The organism is Aequorivita sp. IT1183, from assembly GCF_058068265.1.
Window position 1 is genome coordinate 140,917 of the sequence record NZ_JBYRHS010000006.1, and the last position, 16,965, is coordinate 157,881.

General features: G+C 37.9%; 12 protein-coding genes. 6 read left to right on the forward strand and 6 right to left on the reverse strand.

All coding sequences use genetic code 11. The features are described 5' to 3' along the window. The 3 genes from AC3RVF_RS13335 to AC3RVF_RS13345 all read right to left on the reverse strand — a co-directional run bounded on the left by AC3RVF_RS13335 (position 1) and on the right by AC3RVF_RS13345 (position 3,044). Positions 1–729 carry a class I SAM-dependent methyltransferase gene (locus AC3RVF_RS13335; protein WP_489693569.1) on the reverse strand — a complete coding sequence of 243 codons (729 nt, stop codon included), beginning with the start codon at positions 727–729 and terminating at the stop codon, positions 1–3. Beyond that, the gene (locus tag AC3RVF_RS13340) at positions 726–1,997 is read right to left on the reverse strand and encodes an ABC transporter ATP-binding protein (RefSeq protein WP_489693570.1); all 1,272 of its coding nucleotides are present in this window, start codon (positions 1,995–1,997) and stop codon (positions 726–728) included. Before AC3RVF_RS13340 ends, AC3RVF_RS13335 begins: the two co-directional genes overlap by 4 nt. 180 nt (positions 1,998–2,177) lie before the next feature. Further along, positions 2,178–3,044: an ABC transporter permease gene (locus AC3RVF_RS13345; protein ID WP_489693571.1), complete on the reverse strand. Its 867-nt coding sequence runs from the start codon at positions 3,042–3,044 to the stop codon at positions 2,178–2,180. Positions 3,045–3,184: 140 nt separating this feature from the next. Between AC3RVF_RS13345 and AC3RVF_RS13350 the strand changes: the two genes are divergently transcribed. Next, positions 3,185–3,358: a hypothetical protein gene (locus AC3RVF_RS13350; protein WP_489693572.1), complete on the forward strand. Its 174-nt coding sequence runs from the start codon at positions 3,185–3,187 to the stop codon at positions 3,356–3,358. A gap of 274 nt (positions 3,359–3,632) precedes the next feature. Here AC3RVF_RS13350 and AC3RVF_RS13355 read toward each other — a convergent pair whose 3' ends face one another. The 3 genes from AC3RVF_RS13355 to AC3RVF_RS13365 form a co-directional block, all read right to left on the reverse strand. Further along, a complete protein-coding gene (locus AC3RVF_RS13355; RefSeq protein WP_489693573.1) occupies positions 3,633–3,995 on the reverse strand; it encodes an endonuclease domain-containing protein in 363 nt (120 codons plus the stop codon). Between the two features lie 496 nt (positions 3,996–4,491). Continuing rightward, positions 4,492–6,954 carry a polysaccharide biosynthesis tyrosine autokinase gene (locus tag AC3RVF_RS13360; protein ID WP_489693574.1) on the reverse strand — a complete coding sequence of 821 codons (2,463 nt, stop codon included), beginning with the start codon at positions 6,952–6,954 and terminating at the stop codon, positions 4,492–4,494. A gap of 4 nt (positions 6,955–6,958) precedes the next feature. After that, a complete protein-coding gene (locus AC3RVF_RS13365; protein ID WP_489691730.1) occupies positions 6,959–7,753 on the reverse strand; it encodes a polysaccharide biosynthesis/export family protein in 795 nt (264 codons plus the stop codon). Positions 7,754–7,940: 187 nt separating this feature from the next. Here AC3RVF_RS13365 and AC3RVF_RS13370 point away from each other — a divergent pair, with 187 nt between their 5' ends. From AC3RVF_RS13370 to AC3RVF_RS13390, 5 genes are all read left to right on the forward strand, one after another. Beyond that, positions 7,941–9,770 (forward strand): cytochrome-c peroxidase, encoded by a 1,830-nt coding sequence (locus AC3RVF_RS13370; protein ID WP_489693575.1) that lies wholly within the window; start codon positions 7,941–7,943, stop codon positions 9,768–9,770. 252 nt (positions 9,771–10,022) lie between these two features. Then, positions 10,023–13,034, forward strand: a complete 3,012-nt coding sequence (locus AC3RVF_RS13375; RefSeq protein WP_489693576.1) for an alkaline phosphatase PhoX — start codon at positions 10,023–10,025, stop codon at positions 13,032–13,034. A gap of 86 nt (positions 13,035–13,120) precedes the next feature. After that, entirely contained in the window at positions 13,121–14,053 is a 933-nt protein-coding gene (locus AC3RVF_RS13380; protein ID WP_489693577.1) for a leucine-rich repeat domain-containing protein, read from the forward strand. Positions 14,054–14,127: 74 nt separating this feature from the next. Continuing rightward, positions 14,128–15,999, forward strand: coding sequence for an ABC-F family ATP-binding cassette domain-containing protein (locus AC3RVF_RS13385; protein ID WP_489691734.1), 1,872 nt, complete (start codon positions 14,128–14,130; stop codon positions 15,997–15,999). Between the two features lie 160 nt (positions 16,000–16,159). After that, positions 16,160–16,933, forward strand: a complete 774-nt coding sequence (locus AC3RVF_RS13390) for an O-methyltransferase (RefSeq protein ID WP_489691735.1) — start codon at positions 16,160–16,162, stop codon at positions 16,931–16,933. Positions 16,934–16,965: the final 32 nt, after the last annotated feature.

The following is a 16,965-nucleotide window of genomic DNA, read 5'->3' on the forward strand; positions in this document are numbered from 1 at the left end:
TTAAATCTTGATAGAAGAAAGATCAAAGATTGACTTTTTGGCCAATATTGAATATCGTCCATAAGGTTTTATACTAAGTCCTGTCTGATTTGCCCATTCGTGTATAATCTCCTTTTCATGGGTTCTGTCCGTATCATCCAAAAACCAAACGGTATTTCCATTTGTTTGCTTTTTAAGAGCTGACAAAGCACTATATCTAGCATAAGGAGTACTTCCACCAACAGGACCATCTACAATCACCAAATCGAATTGGGGGGTATTCTTTATGGCATTTTCTACGGATGATTGTGAATACCAAGTTTTCTGATCTTTAAATGCGAGTTTTGAATCTATTGCTTCTATATGAGCATGAATTTGCGTGACAATATGATCTAAATTATTTTCGGCAAGTTTTGATTTTAATGTTTCTAACCAATCTGAGTCTGACTCAACCGAAATGAAAGTTGCAGCGCTGTTTTCAATTTGCAACAGTTTTGCTATATACAGAGTAGTAACACCACCGCCAAATTCAATAATTGTATTTGGCTTATTTATTGAAATAAAATTTAAAATATGTAATATAGCTTCTGGCTGTAAAGACCAGGAAGTTTGGGGGATAAAACACTCAGCACCGAATATGGATTGTAATTTCTGGGTTGCCCAAATTTGTTGTTGTCCTTTACGGATCGCGATTTGATTACTCCTTAATTCCCTTAAAAATAATTTAAGCTTTTTGAATTTTTGTATCATAGATAAACCACATTAAAATCTGTTAGAACCTTAGTCTGATTGGTAACTACCTGTTTAAAGCTATCGTAGTAAAACCCCTCCTCTACACTAAAACGAAAAGCATTTTTAGCCCAATCTGAAATCTCATTGCCTACCGTCAAATAAGTGGTCACTATATAACTCCCCATATTTAAAGGCAGTTTTTCAAATTCAAAAGATATGACGTTTGCCTGGATATTCTTTTTAACTTCATGTATTGAAGTACTCAGCCATAGCAAGCGGTTTCCCATGGTATCATCGATACGGAAATCGAGTTGAATATTTTCGGTCAAGATAGAATTGGGATTTTTTAAATGAAAGTTAATCATTAATGGCTTACCTGTTATAGGTACTATTCCTTCCTTTTCGGTAATAAATTCAACAAAATCAATTTCTATCTTTTTATTTCCCGTGCGTTCAGAATCGCTAATATTCTTTTTGTTTGATAAAGCATCTGTTTGGCTATTGGCGTTCAGATAACTCTCTATAATTTCTGTAACACTACCCATATTTTCGATACTGCCATTGCTCATCAAAATGCCCCTAGTACATAAACTGTTTATGGAAGCCATATTATGACTAACAAACAAAACAGTCCTACCCTCCCCTTTACTAATATCCTGCATCTTTCCAATCGCCTTTTTCTGAAACTCTGCATCGCCCACGGCGAGCACCTCATCTACCACCAATATATCTGGCTCTAAATGGGCTGCCACGGCAAAAGCGAGGCGCACGGTCATTCCGCTGCTATAACGTTTTACTGGAGTGTCTATATACATTTCGCAACCAGAAAAATCTATGATCTCATCTAGCTTGGCGGTAATCTCTCCTCGGGTCATCCCCAGAATAGCACCATTAAGGTAAATGTTTTCTCTGCCAGTAAGCTCGGGGTGAAAGCCAGTGCCCACTTCCAATAAGGAGGCTATTCGTCCTTTGGTTTTTATAACGCCCGTTGTTGGGCTTGTAACTCTTGAGAGTATTTTAAGCAAAGTAGATTTCCCTGCGCCATTTTTCCCGATAATTCCCAATACTTCCCCTTGCTGCACCTCAAAATTAATATCGCGCAGCGCCCAAACATAATCAGATTTGGCTTTACTACTTCTATCATTCACTGCCCCTATTTTTAAATAAGGATCTTCCTTCCCACGGATGTTGTGCCAAAAACGATTTAAATCGTGCGAAAGCGTACCAGTACCCACGTTCCCGAGACGGTATTGCTTGCTTATGTTTTCGGCTTTTAATATTGTCATTGGTTTTTTAATTAACTCTTTTTTTTCTCTCGCAATGGCGCAAAGAATACAGTTATTTCTCGCTATTTTCGTTTCGCGCCTTCATAGGATTACTTTGCGGCTAACCTCTTTTTCCAAAATTCAAAATTAAACAATCTTCAGTAACTCTCACATCTCAAGTCACATATCTCAATACTTAGTTTAAACCGTATCAATAAATGATTTCTCCGTCCTATTAAAAATCACTAAACCTATCAGAAACAGCGACACGCTCACCGCCAAGGTATAGAAAAACCCAAGCCAGCTAAAACTTCCTGTATCTAAAAGCATATATCTAAATCCTTCAATTATTTGGGTAAGCGGATTATATTCCACAAAATCTGCTACATAACCCGGTAGTTTTTTTCGGGCTTCCGATAATGGATACGGCACAGCCGAAACGTACATCAATAATGAAACCGCAAAGCCCACCAACACGTTTAAATCGCGGTATTTGGTGGTCATCGAACTAATAATCATCCCCATTCCCAAACCAAGTAGCGCCATCATTAAAATATAAACTGGAAATAACAATAAATGTAAGTTCGGACCTAAATCAGCGCCATGAAATAAATAATAGCAATAGAAAATAATAAATATCAGCAATTGAATTCCAAACTTCATCAAGTTGCTAATGGTGATAGACATTGGCATTATAACCCGTGGAAAATACACCTTCCCAAAAATCCCTGCATTGCTTCTAAAAGTATTGGAAGTGCCCGTAAAACAGGCAGTAAAATAGTTCCAAGCTGTAATCCCCGCAAGGTTAAATAAGAACGGCGGAATGCTGCCAGTACTTATACTCCCAAGATTATTAAACACCAAAGTAAAAATAACGGACGTAAATAGCGGCTGTATAAAATACCACAACGGCCCTAAAATGGTTTGTTTGTAAACGGTGGTTATATCACGCTTCACAAAAAGAATAAGCAAATCGCGATAGCGCCATACTTCTTTTAAGTTTAGGTCGAAGGCTTTTCTTTTTGAGGAAATCTCATAAAGCCAGGTATCGTTTTCTTGGGAAGTCAAATGTCTAATTTAATTGGGAGCTAAGATAGGAAATTTGCAAACACTTCTCTTCACTTTATTCAAGCTTAGCTTAGATCGGCATTAGCAAATAGGTTTTATATCTATTTATCATTTCAAAATAAAATTTGAAATTCATCTTGTTGAATACAATCGAAGAAATTATTGGAAATATTTTAAAAGGAAATGTTGAAGTAAATCAAAAATACCCAAACTATCGAAATAAGACAGAACCAAAAGTCCCCGCTTCGAAGATGAAAAACATCCCTCCCAGCCTCCCTTCAAAGGGAGGGGCAGATTTCGATGTAATTTATTGATTTAGTTAGAATTAAAAACGCCAGCCTTAAAGCGAAAAATAATTCGAAAATACCCCCTACTATCAATGTAAGCAAGGACTTAAAAGTCCCCGCTTTGAAGAGGGGATTTAGGGGAGATGTTTGCGAGATTGCATCCAAAGTAACAACGTCGAAACAAACAAAAACATCCCTCCCAGCCTCCCTTCAAAGGGAGGAGCAAGATTCGGAATTCATTTGTGATTAGTAGTACGAATCAAAAGTCCCCTCTTCGAAGAGGGGATTTAGGGGAGATGTTCTACGTATTTTCTTTAATATAATTTCTAATTGTCACCAAAACGTAGTCCATATTATTTAAAATTTCATTGTTAGAGAAGCGCAAAAACCGTAGACCCTCTTTCTCCATTTCCCCTTGTCTCTCGGCATCTTCTAAAAAATTATTGTCGTGCACGCTGCCATCGATTTCTATTACCAGTCCAATTTCGTGGCAATAAAAATCAACTATATAATTCAATATTGGAACTTGTCTATGAAATTCTATTCCCAAGGACTTCTTTCTAATTTTATCCCATACCAATTCCTCACAAGGGGTCATATTCTTCCGAAGTTCCCTTGCCATAAGTTTAAGATGCTTATTATATGGAATGATCTTGTTAGCCACATTATAAAGATATAAAAAACATCCCTCCCAGCCTCCCTTCAAAGGGAGGGGCAGATTTCGATGTAATTTATTGATTTCGTTAGAGTTAAAAATGCCAGCCTTAAAGCGAAAAGTAAATCGAAAATACCCCCTACTATCAATGTAGGCAAGGACTTAAAAGTCCCCTCTTCGAAGAGGGGATTTAGGGGAGATGTTCGCGAGGTTGCAACCAAAGTAACAACGTCGAAACAAACAAAAACATCCCTCCCAGCCTCCCTTCAAAGGGAGGGGCAGATTTGGATGTAATTTATTGATTTAGATAGTATTAAAAACGCCAGCCTTAAAGCGAAAGGACCTCCTACTATCAATTTAAGTCAGGATCAAAAGTCCCCGCTTCGAAACTGAAAAACATCCCTCCCAGCCTCCCTTCAAAGGGAGGAGCAAGATTCGGAATTCATTTGTGATTAGTAGTACGAATCAAAAGTCCCCTCTTTGAAGAGGGGATTTAGGGGAGATGTTACTTCCTCTTAATAAACTGCTTCGCTTTAGCCACAAACCCAGACGGCTTTGCCTTATCGTGATAGCCAGTTCCATAATTTCCATAAGATCCGTAGCCATAGCCGTAACCATAACCGTAGCCATATGCCCCACCAGTTTTCTCGATATAATCATTTAGCACTATGCTAATATGTTTTACTTCGCCAGTTTTATACTTTTCATTTACAAAGGTGAACATATTCTTATGTGTATAGTTGAATCGCGCTAAATAGAGCGTGGCATCAACGTGTTTCATCAGTTCCAACGAATCGGAAACAATCCCTAAGGGTGGAGAGTCTAAAATTATGTAATCGTAGCGTTCTTTTAGGCTTTCAATAAGTTCATCCAATTTTTCGCTAATCAGTAATTCGGAAGGATTTGGCGGAATTGGTCCAGAAGTAATTACATCTAAATGTTCAATTTCTGTTTTTTGGATTATGCTATCAATATCTGCCTCATTTATCAGATAATTCACCACTCCCATATCATTAATTATATTGAAATCGCCAAATATTTTAGGCTTACGAAGATCAAGACCAACCAATACGGTTTTCTTTTCGCTTAGTGCAAATACCGATGCTAGATTAATAGAGCAGAATGTTTTTCCCTCCCCACTAACCGAACTAGTTACAAGTACTGTTTTAGCGCCTTTAATTCCTTGTTTTTTATATATAAACTGTAAACTTGAACGCAGTGCCCTAAACCCTTCAGCAATGGCAGATTTTGGTTGTGTTAGTACAGCTAAGTTACCATCTATCTGGCTTTTCCCAATAATTCCTAATAAGGGAATAGCGGTAATGCGCTCCAAATCTTTTACTTTGGTTATTTTGGTATCGAAAAATACACGAAGGAACACGATAAAAAACGGAAAGAAAAATCCGAGAAGCGTCGCCATCATATAATTCAACTGAGTGTTGGGGCCAATTTGTCCACCGCCAGTATCCTTAGCCGTATCAATAACCATAACGTCGCTAACATTGGCAGCCTTCACTAAACCTGCTTCGCTGCGTTTCTCAAGAAACATATTATACGTACCCTGACTAAGATTGTAGCGACGCTCAATTTTCAAAAGATCTTGTTGTTCCTTCGGAAGTTTCCTAATCTGTCCTTCAAATCGACTTAGGTCACGATTAATAGCGTCAAGTTCCTGATTTTTTAAACTTTTTGAAGAACGAAGATTTTCTAATAAAACAGTTTTAACGGCATTAATCTGTCTGTCAATATCTTTAAAAATGGGAGCACCCTCTTTAAATGAATACTGAAGTTTATTACGTTCCTCTGCTAAAGCTATTATTTTGCCTACACCAGATATCACACTAGCCTCAGATATTCCTGCTACAGATGGTGCCGGAACGTTTTTATAATCTGTACGGTTTGTAAGGTACTCCTCTAGCATATTGTAATAATTAAGCTCACGGCTAGCGGCTTCCTTGCGAAGGTCTAATTCGCTTAATTTTGTATTTATTTCAGTACCCTCTTCCTCAAGATTGAAGATGGCATTTTTATCTCTAAACTGATTTAACTCGTCTTCAACTGTAGACAGTTCAGCTGATTTTACGGCAAGACTACTATCAATAAACCGTATTGTTTTAGTGGCGAATAGATTTTTTCGCTCTAACATATCTTCGCTTAGCACTTGTACCGAAGTATTCAAATAATCAACCAATTGGGCTTTATTATCGCCAATGAGTTGCATTTTCAAAACAGAAGAACCTTTGCTTTCTGCATCAACGCGAATACCCGAATATCTTTGCACAATACCATCAAAACTTCTAAAGACGAAATAATAAGGGGTTCCCGGATTCGATATTACATCTGGGTTTGGCATAAAAGTACCATTGAAAAAAGGCAACTTTATACGATCCCCTATTTTGAACGATTGCGTAAACGTGCCTGCATCTACAAACTTACTACTGGTTTCTTTGGTGCTATAATTTTGTAAATTGATATTTCCACCTTCTTCAAATGAAACACTCAAATCGAAATTAACCGAATCTTTAAAAACCACTTTTATTTGCTTGTTCAGCATTTGTGGCATTGTAGTGTCCGCTTCAACTATAAATGGTGTCTGCTTATAAGCGTTTACTTGTTGGTATTTCCCTTCCTTTAAATATTCCAAATAAAATCCCAAGCGCTCTACAACCTTTTCGTTGTGCGATCGTGATCTTAATGAAATAACAGCTGTATTAACTTTGTCTGTAGTTCCACCCCAATTGAATGTTAGACTGGTTGTGCTTGTGAAAAAAGGATTTTGGTCATCTTTTATAGAAAGAAGATTCTCCATTTGATAAACCGGAAGTTTCCGCACGTTTACATAATACGCAACCGAAAATGCAATTACCAAAGAAACCACAAACAGAGGCCAATGTTGTAACAACCGAAAGAGAAAACCTTTGAAATCAAAAGTAGTGTGGGCTTCGTTTATTTCGAATTCGTCACTCATATTTTTATAATGTGGTAAACAACAATATTGTAGTAACCAATACAGTTGTGATTGAAATAATGGTTGTGAAAGATTGAATTCCAGTGGTGCCGGTACCCAAAGCTTTTTGTGGCAACGGATTTATTAAAATTAAATCGTTGGGTTTAATATAATAGTAAGGCGAATTCATTGCTTCCAATTTTGTTAGGTCTATGTGGTGCACCTTCTGCCCTGCAGGATACTGACGGATTATAACTACATCACTTCGGTCGCCCGTTATATTAATATCGCCGTTATTGGCGATTGCCTCCATTATACTCACTTGGTCCCTATAAATAATATTTGAACCCGGACTTCCTATTTCGCCATTAATTGTATATCGAATTCCAGCCAGTTTCACAGTAACAAATACGTTCGCCTCCTCCTTAAAATAATCTCTTAATAAAATTTCTTCTAGCTTTTCGCGAACTTCATCTACCGTATAACCCAGCACATTCATTTCGCCTAAACTAGGAATGCGAATATTTCCGTGGTCATCCACAACAAAACCATCATAATACAATCTTTCTTCACCCGTAGCATTTGGGTTCGCATCATTAATTGGGTTAAAAATTCCAACGGTTTCCTGGTCCAAAGCTTTAACACGAATACTTAAAAGATCGTTTATTTGAAGTCTATACGGTTCCTGTCTTTTTCTTAAAAGCGCCAAAGTATCTGTCCCGCTTGTGTTTTCCTGCAAATAGGTAAGCTGTTTGGTGGTTACACAAGAAGAAACGCATAACACGACAATCAAAAATAGCAATACATACGTAAGCTTCATAAAGGAAAGGGTTGATAATAGACAAATATAGAGTAACGCATTAAATAATGAAACATATTTTCTAGTCCATTAGTCTACTTCATTTCGCTACTGCAATTTAATCATTATTTAATATTTAAATAACACGGCTCCTTGCCTACCTATTTACTTTCGGGAATTGTTTGAAACCCTAAAATTTTAATATTACATGCCACGTACCAAAAAATTTAGTTTTGCTTTTTTCTTTCTTTCTGCAGTCTGCGTTTTCTTCTTTTACTCATTTTCTCCATCAACTAATGAATTCACAAAACTCAGTTTTCTTCAGCAAGAGACTTCAAACTTTAAAAAAACAACGGAAGCCTTAGAAAAAGTGGCAACAGATTTCAAACTAGGAAAAACAAATCAGGATTCCCTTCAAAAAGCTGTGCTAGTTGCGCGAAACCAATACAAAAAAATTGAGTTCTTCCTCTCTTTCCAATATACAGTTTACGCCAACGAACATTTTAACGGTGCGCCTTTGTTACATATTGAACGCGAAAACACACGCCCCGCAGTTTTGGAGCCAGAAGGTTTACAGATTTTAGACGAATTAGCTTTTTCGGAAGATGCATTTTCTGAAAGAACAAAAATCGCAGCCCTCGCCACTAAACTGAAGGCGAGCTATGGCAGGCTCTACGGCTCAATTCCAAAAAATAAGAACTTTTTTAAAAATGACATTGCCGCAATGCGCCTGCAATTAGTTCGCATTTTTTCTATGGGAATCACGGGTTTCGATACGCCCGGTTCGTTAAACGCTGTTCCCGAAACGGAATCTTCATTGAAAGGAATGAAGGATTATTTTTCTGAAAATTATCAAAATGAAACAATTGTTTCACTTTTTGAAGGGGCAATTTCAAACTTGCAAAAAGCAGCGTCGTTTGAAACTTTTGACCGTTTGGAATTTCTTAAAAAATATATCGATCCACTTTATAAATACTTGGGAGAACTTCAACCTTCAAAAAAAGATGCTTCATTAATTAACACAACTTCTTGGAACCCGGAAAGCAACTCCATTTTTGCTGCAGATTTTTTAAACCCTTATTTTTTCACCGGGTTGAAAAAAGAAGAAGACAATGCACAAATGAAGATGTTAGGCAAAGATCTTTTTTATGATACTTCCATCAGCAACAATGCGCAATTGAGCTGTGTTTCTTGCCACAACCCGGACAAGGCCTTTACAGATAATGTTCCACAATCTGCTAGCAATGTGCAAGGGGAAACAGTCCTTCGCAACGCCCCCACACTGCTAAATGCTGTTTACGCCGCCAGATATTTTTACGACTTGCGCGCTTTTACTTTAGAGCAACAAGCGGAGCATGTTATTTTTAATGAGGACGAATTTAATACGGCTTATAGCAACATTTTGGAGAAACTGAATGGCGATGAAAAGTATGCTAAGAAGTTCAAAATCGTTTACGGAAGAGGGGAAATTACACGTGAAAAGTTTTCAAAAGCCTTAGCTTCCTATGTGCTTTCCCTTACTTCTTGGAATAGCAAATTTGATAAATATGTTCGCAACGAATCTGAAGTTCTTTCTTCCGAAGAGAAAAACGGTTTCAACCTTTTTATGGGAAAAGCGAATTGCGCCACTTGCCACTTCGCTCCTACTTTCGCAGGTTTAGTGCCGCCTTTTTTTAGTGAAAATGAAACAGAAATATTAGGTGTTTTAAAAAATCCGAATGCGAAAACAAAAACCCTCGATACCGACGAAGGAAGAATAGCGAGCAACATAATTAGCGAAAAAGCGTGGATTTATGAAAAATCATTTAAAACTACCACGGTTCGCAACGCTGAATTCACTGGGCCGTATTTCCACAACGGCGCGTACGAAACTTTGGAAGAAGTAATCGATTTCTACAACGAAGGCGGTGGCGCGGGCTTAGGCCTAAATGTGGTAAACCAAACCCTCGCCCCAGACAAACTGGATTTAAGCGATATCGAAAAAAAGGAATTGATTGCGTTTATTAAAACGTTAAGCGATACAAATTCCTATAAATAACATAGTGTCTCACTTAGCGCAGTAGAGGTGCTTACTAAAAAGGACTTCCACTACACTCAAACTGACGCTTTTACATAAACTACTCCTTTTTAATCGCTATTCAGAAAGTTTAACTAGAACCATTCTTCATCTTAGGAATTTAGTAACATCCCTACCAAAGTCTTTACCCAACCTTAAACCGTCGTTTACTGTAAGGCAATCTGCCAAATATACTTTTACACTAATTAATCAAAACCCTTTAAACAATTAGAAATGAAAAAAAAATTCCTATTAGTTAGTTTACTAATGTCCATCCTTACTGGTTTTGGCGTTGCAGCCGAAAATCGGGAGGTTCCTAAAACAAACACGGTTTGTGTAAATGGAACTTCGGAAAATCTTGCAATAAACGGAGTATTTCCAATTCCTGCTATGAGCGAATGGAAATACAACGACACTGGTGTTGACCTAGGCACCTCTTGGAAAGATGTTGCTTTTAACGATGCCGCTTGGACTTCTGGAAACGGAATCTTCGGCTACGGTGATAGTGTTGAAACCACTACCTTGAATTTTGGCCCAGATTCAAATAACAAATACCCTACCTACTATTTCAGAAATACTTTTGATATCGCTGATGCCTCACAATTTATCGATCTAATTTTTGATGTTCGCCGTGATGACGGAGTGGCTGTTTACGTAAATGGTTCCGAAGCTTTTCGTATGAATATGCCCGGGGGAGCAATTACTTATAATACTTATGCTTCTTCAACTGTGGGCGGCTCCGATGAGTCTACTTACTTTCAACAAGCAACTGCGAATTTATTGGTAAATGGCACAAACGTTATTGCCGTGGAACTTCATCAAGCATCTGCGAGCAGCAGCGATCTTGGTTTTGATATGGCGGTTAGTTCAACTGTTGTACTTCCTCCTTTGGAACCAACTCCTTATCCAGTAGCAAAAGACAGCCGTTGGAGATATTTGGATAACGGAACAAGTCTTGATGCCGATAATTGGACAGAACTTGCGTACGACAATTCCACTTGGGCCAATGGCTACGGAACTTTGGGCTACGGTGATCCTGTAAATACCAACATTTCTTTTGGTCCAGATTCAAATAACAAATTCATCACTTACTATTTTACAAAAGACGTAGAAGTTGATCTTACAAACGTTGCAGATTTTATAGAGTTTGGTATGAAAAGAGATGACGGAGCCATTGTGTACGTAAATGGTGTTGAAGTTTTCCGAGATAATATGCCTGCAGAACCGACAGATTATTTAACTACTTCTTCAACTATCATTGATGGAATTAATGAAAATATTTACTTCACCCAGCAATTGCCGAAAAGCGTTTTTGTAAACGGAACAAACCGAATTGCTGTAGAAATCCATAACCGTGATGGGCAGAGTTCAGATCTTCGTTTTGACATGTATATCAAGGATTATGAAGATCTTTCAGTAGATTGTGCTTCGCCACATATTGCTTGTTTCACTTCAATAGTGCCAACAGGACAAACCGATAAAATGATTATTCCAAGCGAACAAAATTTCCAGCAAATTTTGAAACAAGGAAGCGCCTACACCATTGGCGGTGGAACCGTTCCTGGAAATCACGATTTCACAGGCTATATAGCCGAAGGCGGAAGCAGTACACTTGGTCGTCTTTCAGTTAACCATGAAAATACTCCCGGTGGAGTTTCTATTGTGAATCTTCATTTAGACGAAACAACAAACCTTTGGGTTCTTGACGATACACAAGCGGTAGATCTTTACAACAGTGCTTTGGTAACAACAATTAGAAACTGTTCTGGTGGTATTTCACCTTGGGGAACAGCAATTACCGCTGAAGAAAACACGAGCGCAGGCGATGCAAATGGCGACGGCTACCAAGATGTGGGCTGGCTTGTGGAAATTGATCCAGTTACCGCACAGGTTATGGATTATGGAAATGGTCAAGAGAAACTTTGGGCAATGGGCCGTTTGAAACACGAAAACGTAGTGGTAAGCAATGACCAAGTTACAGCATACTACGGTGAAGATGGCGGAACAGACTGTGTTTATAAATTTGTAGCAGATACTCCCGGCGACCTTACTGCAGGTACTGTTTATGTGTTGAAACTGGATTTACCACTTTCTGGAAACGATCCAAGTTCAGCCACTGCAACTTGGATTCAAGTTCCAAACACTACCCAAGCAGATCGAAACAACCTTTCATCTGTTGCAGGAGCCCTTGGCGGAACCGATTTCAACGGCGTAGAAGATTGTGAAATTAGCCCTATTGACGGAAAAATATACTTTGCCGCAAAAGGAAAAAATCGCGTTTACAGATTTAAGGACGACGGAAGCACTATTTCAGAATTTGAAACCTTTGTAGGCGGAAAATCATACGATTTGGATACAGACCAAGGCGTATTTACCGAGCCTTGGGGTAATGGGAACGATAACCTTACTTTTGACGACCAAGGAAATCTTTGGGTTCTTGAAGATGGAGGTAACAACTACATTTGGGTTGTGCGTCCAGACCACACCCAGAGTAATCCAAAAGTAATGCTTCACAGTTCTATGCCATCAGGGGCTGAGCCAACTGGTTTAACTTTCACTCCAGATTTTAAATACGGTTTCTTTTCGGTACAGCACCCAAGTGGTAGCAATACGCCACAACAAGATGCTACTCTTGCAGATGTTACTTTTGATAAATCTGCGACCGTAGTATTTGCGCTTCGCGGAGAAATAGGAATACAAGCTCCTGTTGCTAATTTTGTTGCAGACAATGTGGTAATTACCGAAGGTGAAACAGTAACTTTTACAGATTTAAGCGAAAACACACCAGATTCTTGGTCTTGGATTTTTGAAGGAGGAACTCCTGCTGCCTCTACAGATCAAACGCCTGTAGTTACCTACAGCACTCCTGGTGTTTATGATGTTTCCTTAGTTGTTTCAAACATTGCGGGAACAAGCGATACAGAAGTAAAAACTGAATATATAACGGTTGAACAGATTTTGGGTGTTAACGATAATAACACTTTGGAAAACTTATCAGTATATCCAAACCCTACTAAAGGTGAAGTTACTTTGGAATTGAATTCCGCAGATGCCGGAAAAGCAATCACTATTGAAGTGTATGACCTTTTGGGAAGAAGCCTTTACAGCACAAATGCTGAAACAACAGGTGGAAACCAAAAAGTAGCATTGGATCTTTCAAATTATACTGCGAACAATAGTGTGTTGATTTTGAACATTCAAATTGATGGCAAAAACGGCCAATTCAAAATATTAACAAGCAACTAACGAAGCAAGGATTAAAAGGAAAAGGATCGGTAATTTTTATCGGTCCTTTTTTCCATTTAACATAATTCATTTTAAAAATCACAAAAATGACCCACTCCCCTAAAAAGCGTCTTTTAAGAATCACTATCTTTTTGTTTTTAGCCTTTGGCATCTACAACTCAGCTATGGCCCAAAATGCAAATCCTTTGGAAGCCCCCGTTTACGGAAGCATTCACGATGCGGTAAAAGATAAAAATGCTACCCAGCTAAACTTGCGCGACCATCATTTATTTTATGTTTCAGATTCAATTGCAGCGCTAAAAAATCTTCGCTTTCTAAATTTAATGGGAAATAATCTTGAAACTCTGAATGCCTATATTTTCAATTTAAAAAAACTGGAAGTCCTCAATTTAATGCTGAATTCTCTAAAATACATTCCACAAGAAATTGACCAATTAAAAAAATTAATCCGTTTAAATCTTTCTAATAATGAAATAGCCGAAGTTCCTTCAGAAATAAGCAAACTGAGAGACCTTCGTTTTCTTCACCTTTCATTTAATTACATCACCGTACTTCCAGAAAGTATCAATAAATGCAAGAGTTTGGAAGTTTTGGAACTAGACAACAACCAACTAAGCTATATGCCTACTTCTTTTTTTGAATTGAAAAACCTGAAATCGCTAGATTTGGGCTACAACCAATTCAATGAGTTTAATGACCAATGGACCCATTTAAAAAAATTGGAAGAGCTAAATTTAGAATACAATCAATTGCAGTATTTCCCAAAGGAACTTGGATCCCTTCAAAATTTAAAAACCCTTATTCTGAATGACAATAAGCTAAGGATACTACCCGAAGAACTCTCAGAGTTAAGCCAATTAGAACTGTTGATAGCTTCAAATAATCAATTAAAAAAAATGCCGGAGCATCTTGAAAATCTTAAAAACCTAAAAACCTTGATCTTAGTAGGAAACCCAATCGCTGCTTCGGAAAAAGAACGAATTAAAAGCTTGCTGCCAAATTGCAGTGTATATTTTTAAAAGCGTAAAGACATTCCCACAAATTATTCACTAATCATTAATCATTTACAGTACTTTTGCCGAAAATACAAACCGTGAATTACCTTTCAGTAGAAAACATCTCCAAGTCCTTTGGCATGAAGCCTTTGTTTGAAAACATCTCCTTTGGAATAAACGAAGGACAAAAAATAGGCTTCGTAGCAAAAAACGGAACTGGGAAAACCTCGCTTCTAAATATAATCGCCGGAAACGATAAAGCCGACAGCGGAAATGTTGTCTCTCGAAACGGCCTAAAAATTGCCTATTTGCCACAGGAACCAGATTTAAATCCTGCGTTAACGGTAGAGCAAACTATATTTTCTTCAGATAATCCAATTCTGAAAATAATTGAGGCATACGAGCACGCCATAGAAAATCCGGAGGAGGCTGAAACCTATCAAAAGGCTTTCGACGCCATGGACGCCCATCACGCTTGGGATTTCGAAACGCGTTACAAACAGATTCTTTTCAAACTAAAATTGGAAGATCTGCACGCAAAAGTAGCTACACTAAGCGGTGGACAGAAAAAACGTTTGGCTTTGGCCAATGCATTGCTCACCACTCCAGATTTGTTGATAATGGATGAGCCTACCAACCACTTGGATCTGGAAATGATTGAGTGGTTAGAAAATCTTTTCGCTAAAGAAAATTTCACGCTGTTTATGGTTACTCACGACCGTTACTTTTTGGAACGCGTTTGTAACGAAATTGTGGAATTGGACGAAGGAATTCTTTATAACTATAAAGGAAATTACAGCTACTACTTAGAAAAACGCGATGCTCGAATAGAAAACGAAGCTACCGAAACGGGGAAAGCGAAGCAACTCTTCAAAAAAGAATTAGACTGGATGCGCCGCCAGCCAAAAGCGCGAACTACAAAAAGTAAAAGCCGAATTGACGATTTCCACGAAATTAAGGATCGCGCCAGTAAACGCAGAAACGACCACGAAGTTCAGTTAGAATTGAATATGGAGCGCATGGGTACCAAAGTGGTGGAACTTCACAAAGTATCAAAATCTTTTGGTGATAAAGTGCTGCTGGATAAGTTTGAATATAACTTTAACCGTGGCGAACGCGTTGGGATCATTGGGAAGAACGGAACCGGAAAATCTACATTTTTAAATATTTTAACCGGTGCCTTAAAACCAGATTCTGGCAAAGTTGTGGTTGGTGAAACCGTGAGGTTTGGGTATTACACCCAAGCCGGCATTAATATTAAAGATGGCCAGAAAGTAATAGATGTTATCAAAGAATACGGCGATTATATTCCGCTGAAAAAAGGTAAAATAATATCTGCATCGCAACTTTTGGAACGTTTTCTCTTCGACCCAAAAAAGCAATACGATTTTGTTGAAAAGCTTAGTGGTGGTGAACGCAAACGACTTTATTTATGTACGGTTTTAATTAAAAATCCAAACTTTTTAATTCTCGATGAACCTACCAACGATCTCGATATTGTAACCCTAAATGTTCTGGAAAGTTTTCTATTAGACTTTCCTGGCTGTCTGCTGGTAGTGAGTCACGACCGTTACTTTATGGATAAAATTGTAGATCACCTTTTTGTTTTCAGAGGCGATTCTGAAGTAGAAGATTTCCCCGGAAACTATTCAGATTTTAGATCTTATGAAGACAGCAATATTCAGGAAAAACGCAATGCTAGTGAAGCAACTCCAAAGAATAAAAAAGATTGGAAACAAGATTCAAGCCCTGCAAAACTGAATTATAACGAGCAAAAGGAATACAACAAACTAGAAAAGGAAATAGTGAATCTTGAAAAAAACCGCGAGGAACTTCAAAATAAATTTGCAACCGAAAACTGGGATGGTGCCGAAATTGATAAGCAATCCATAAAACTTCAGGAAATTATGGATAAAATTGAAAAACAAACCGAGCGCTGGTTTGAGCTATCAGCAAAGATGGGAGAATAAGTGGTCAGTGGTGAGATTTTAAAAAACTTTCGCCCTCTGCGCCTCTGCGGTTGAAATAGCACCGCCGAAACGCGAAGGGAGCAGAGAAAAGTTTCCTCTAGTTTGAAAAAATATTGGTGCTGCGATTTATCAATTAATTTTTTACCATTAACTTTCCCTCGTGATTCATCAGTCCAAAAGTTTTATAAAATTTGTTCGGCTTTCCAAAAACAAGCACGGGGTTCATTCTCCATTTGTGTATGATTTGGTTACAAAATGTTTTAACGACAAAACAATTTACCCTGAATACGAAATATTAAAAAAGCACCGACGAGCGCTCCGGAGTGACATTTCCATGGTGGAAATGAAGGATTACGGTCAAGGTTCCCGAGTGTTTAAAGGCAACGCCAGAAAAGTTTCTGCTGTGGTAAAAAACGCTGGAATGAAGAAGAAACGCCAAAAGTTGCTATTGCGTTTGGCGAAGTATTTTAAAAGTGAAAACATTTTGGAACTTGGAACTTCACTGGGTTTAGGAACAGTTGCACTTTCACTTTCAAATGAATTTGCCGCGATTCATACCGTGGATGGCTGCCCAAATACCTTAAACAAAGCGCAAGATTATTTTGAGAAATTCAACTTGCATAATATTCAAATCCACCAGAAAATATTTAAGGATTTCCTCTCAGAAAACGTTACAGAAAAATACGATTTAATTTTTATAGACGGCGACCACAATGGCGAACGAACTTTGCAGTATTTCAATTCACTGTTAAACAATGTTCACAATAATTCAATTATTATTTTTGACGATATTTATTGGAGCAGAGATATGACGCTGGCATGGCAGAAAATAATTGCTGATGAGAATGTTACGGTAAGCATAGACACTTTTCAATGGGGAATGGTTTTTTTCAGAAAAGAGCAACCAAAACAACATTTTATTATTAGGGTTTGAGTTTAGAAGAAAAATAATTGTTTTTTGTCCTT

What these genes read in the sequence shown, in the direction of transcription:
- AC3RVF_RS13335 (WP_489693569.1), bottom strand. Translation starts at nt 729, where the DNA reads ATGATACAAAAATTCAAAAAGCTTAAATTATTTTTAAGGGAATTAAGG.
- AC3RVF_RS13340 (WP_489693570.1), bottom strand. Translation starts at nt 1,997, where the DNA reads ATGACAATATTAAAAGCCGAAAACATAAGCAAGCAATACCGTCTCGGG.
- AC3RVF_RS13360 (WP_489693574.1), bottom strand. Translation starts at nt 6,954, where the DNA reads ATGAGTGACGAATTCGAAATAAACGAAGCCCACACTACTTTTGATTTC.
- AC3RVF_RS13365 (WP_489691730.1), bottom strand. Translation starts at nt 7,753, where the DNA reads ATGAAGCTTACGTATGTATTGCTATTTTTGATTGTCGTGTTATGCGTT.
- AC3RVF_RS13370 (WP_489693575.1), top strand. Translation starts at nt 7,941, where the DNA reads ATGCCACGTACCAAAAAATTTAGTTTTGCTTTTTTCTTTCTTTCTGCA.
- AC3RVF_RS13375 (WP_489693576.1), top strand. Translation starts at nt 10,023, where the DNA reads ATGAAAAAAAAATTCCTATTAGTTAGTTTACTAATGTCCATCCTTACT.
- AC3RVF_RS13380 (WP_489693577.1), top strand. Translation starts at nt 13,121, where the DNA reads ATGACCCACTCCCCTAAAAAGCGTCTTTTAAGAATCACTATCTTTTTG.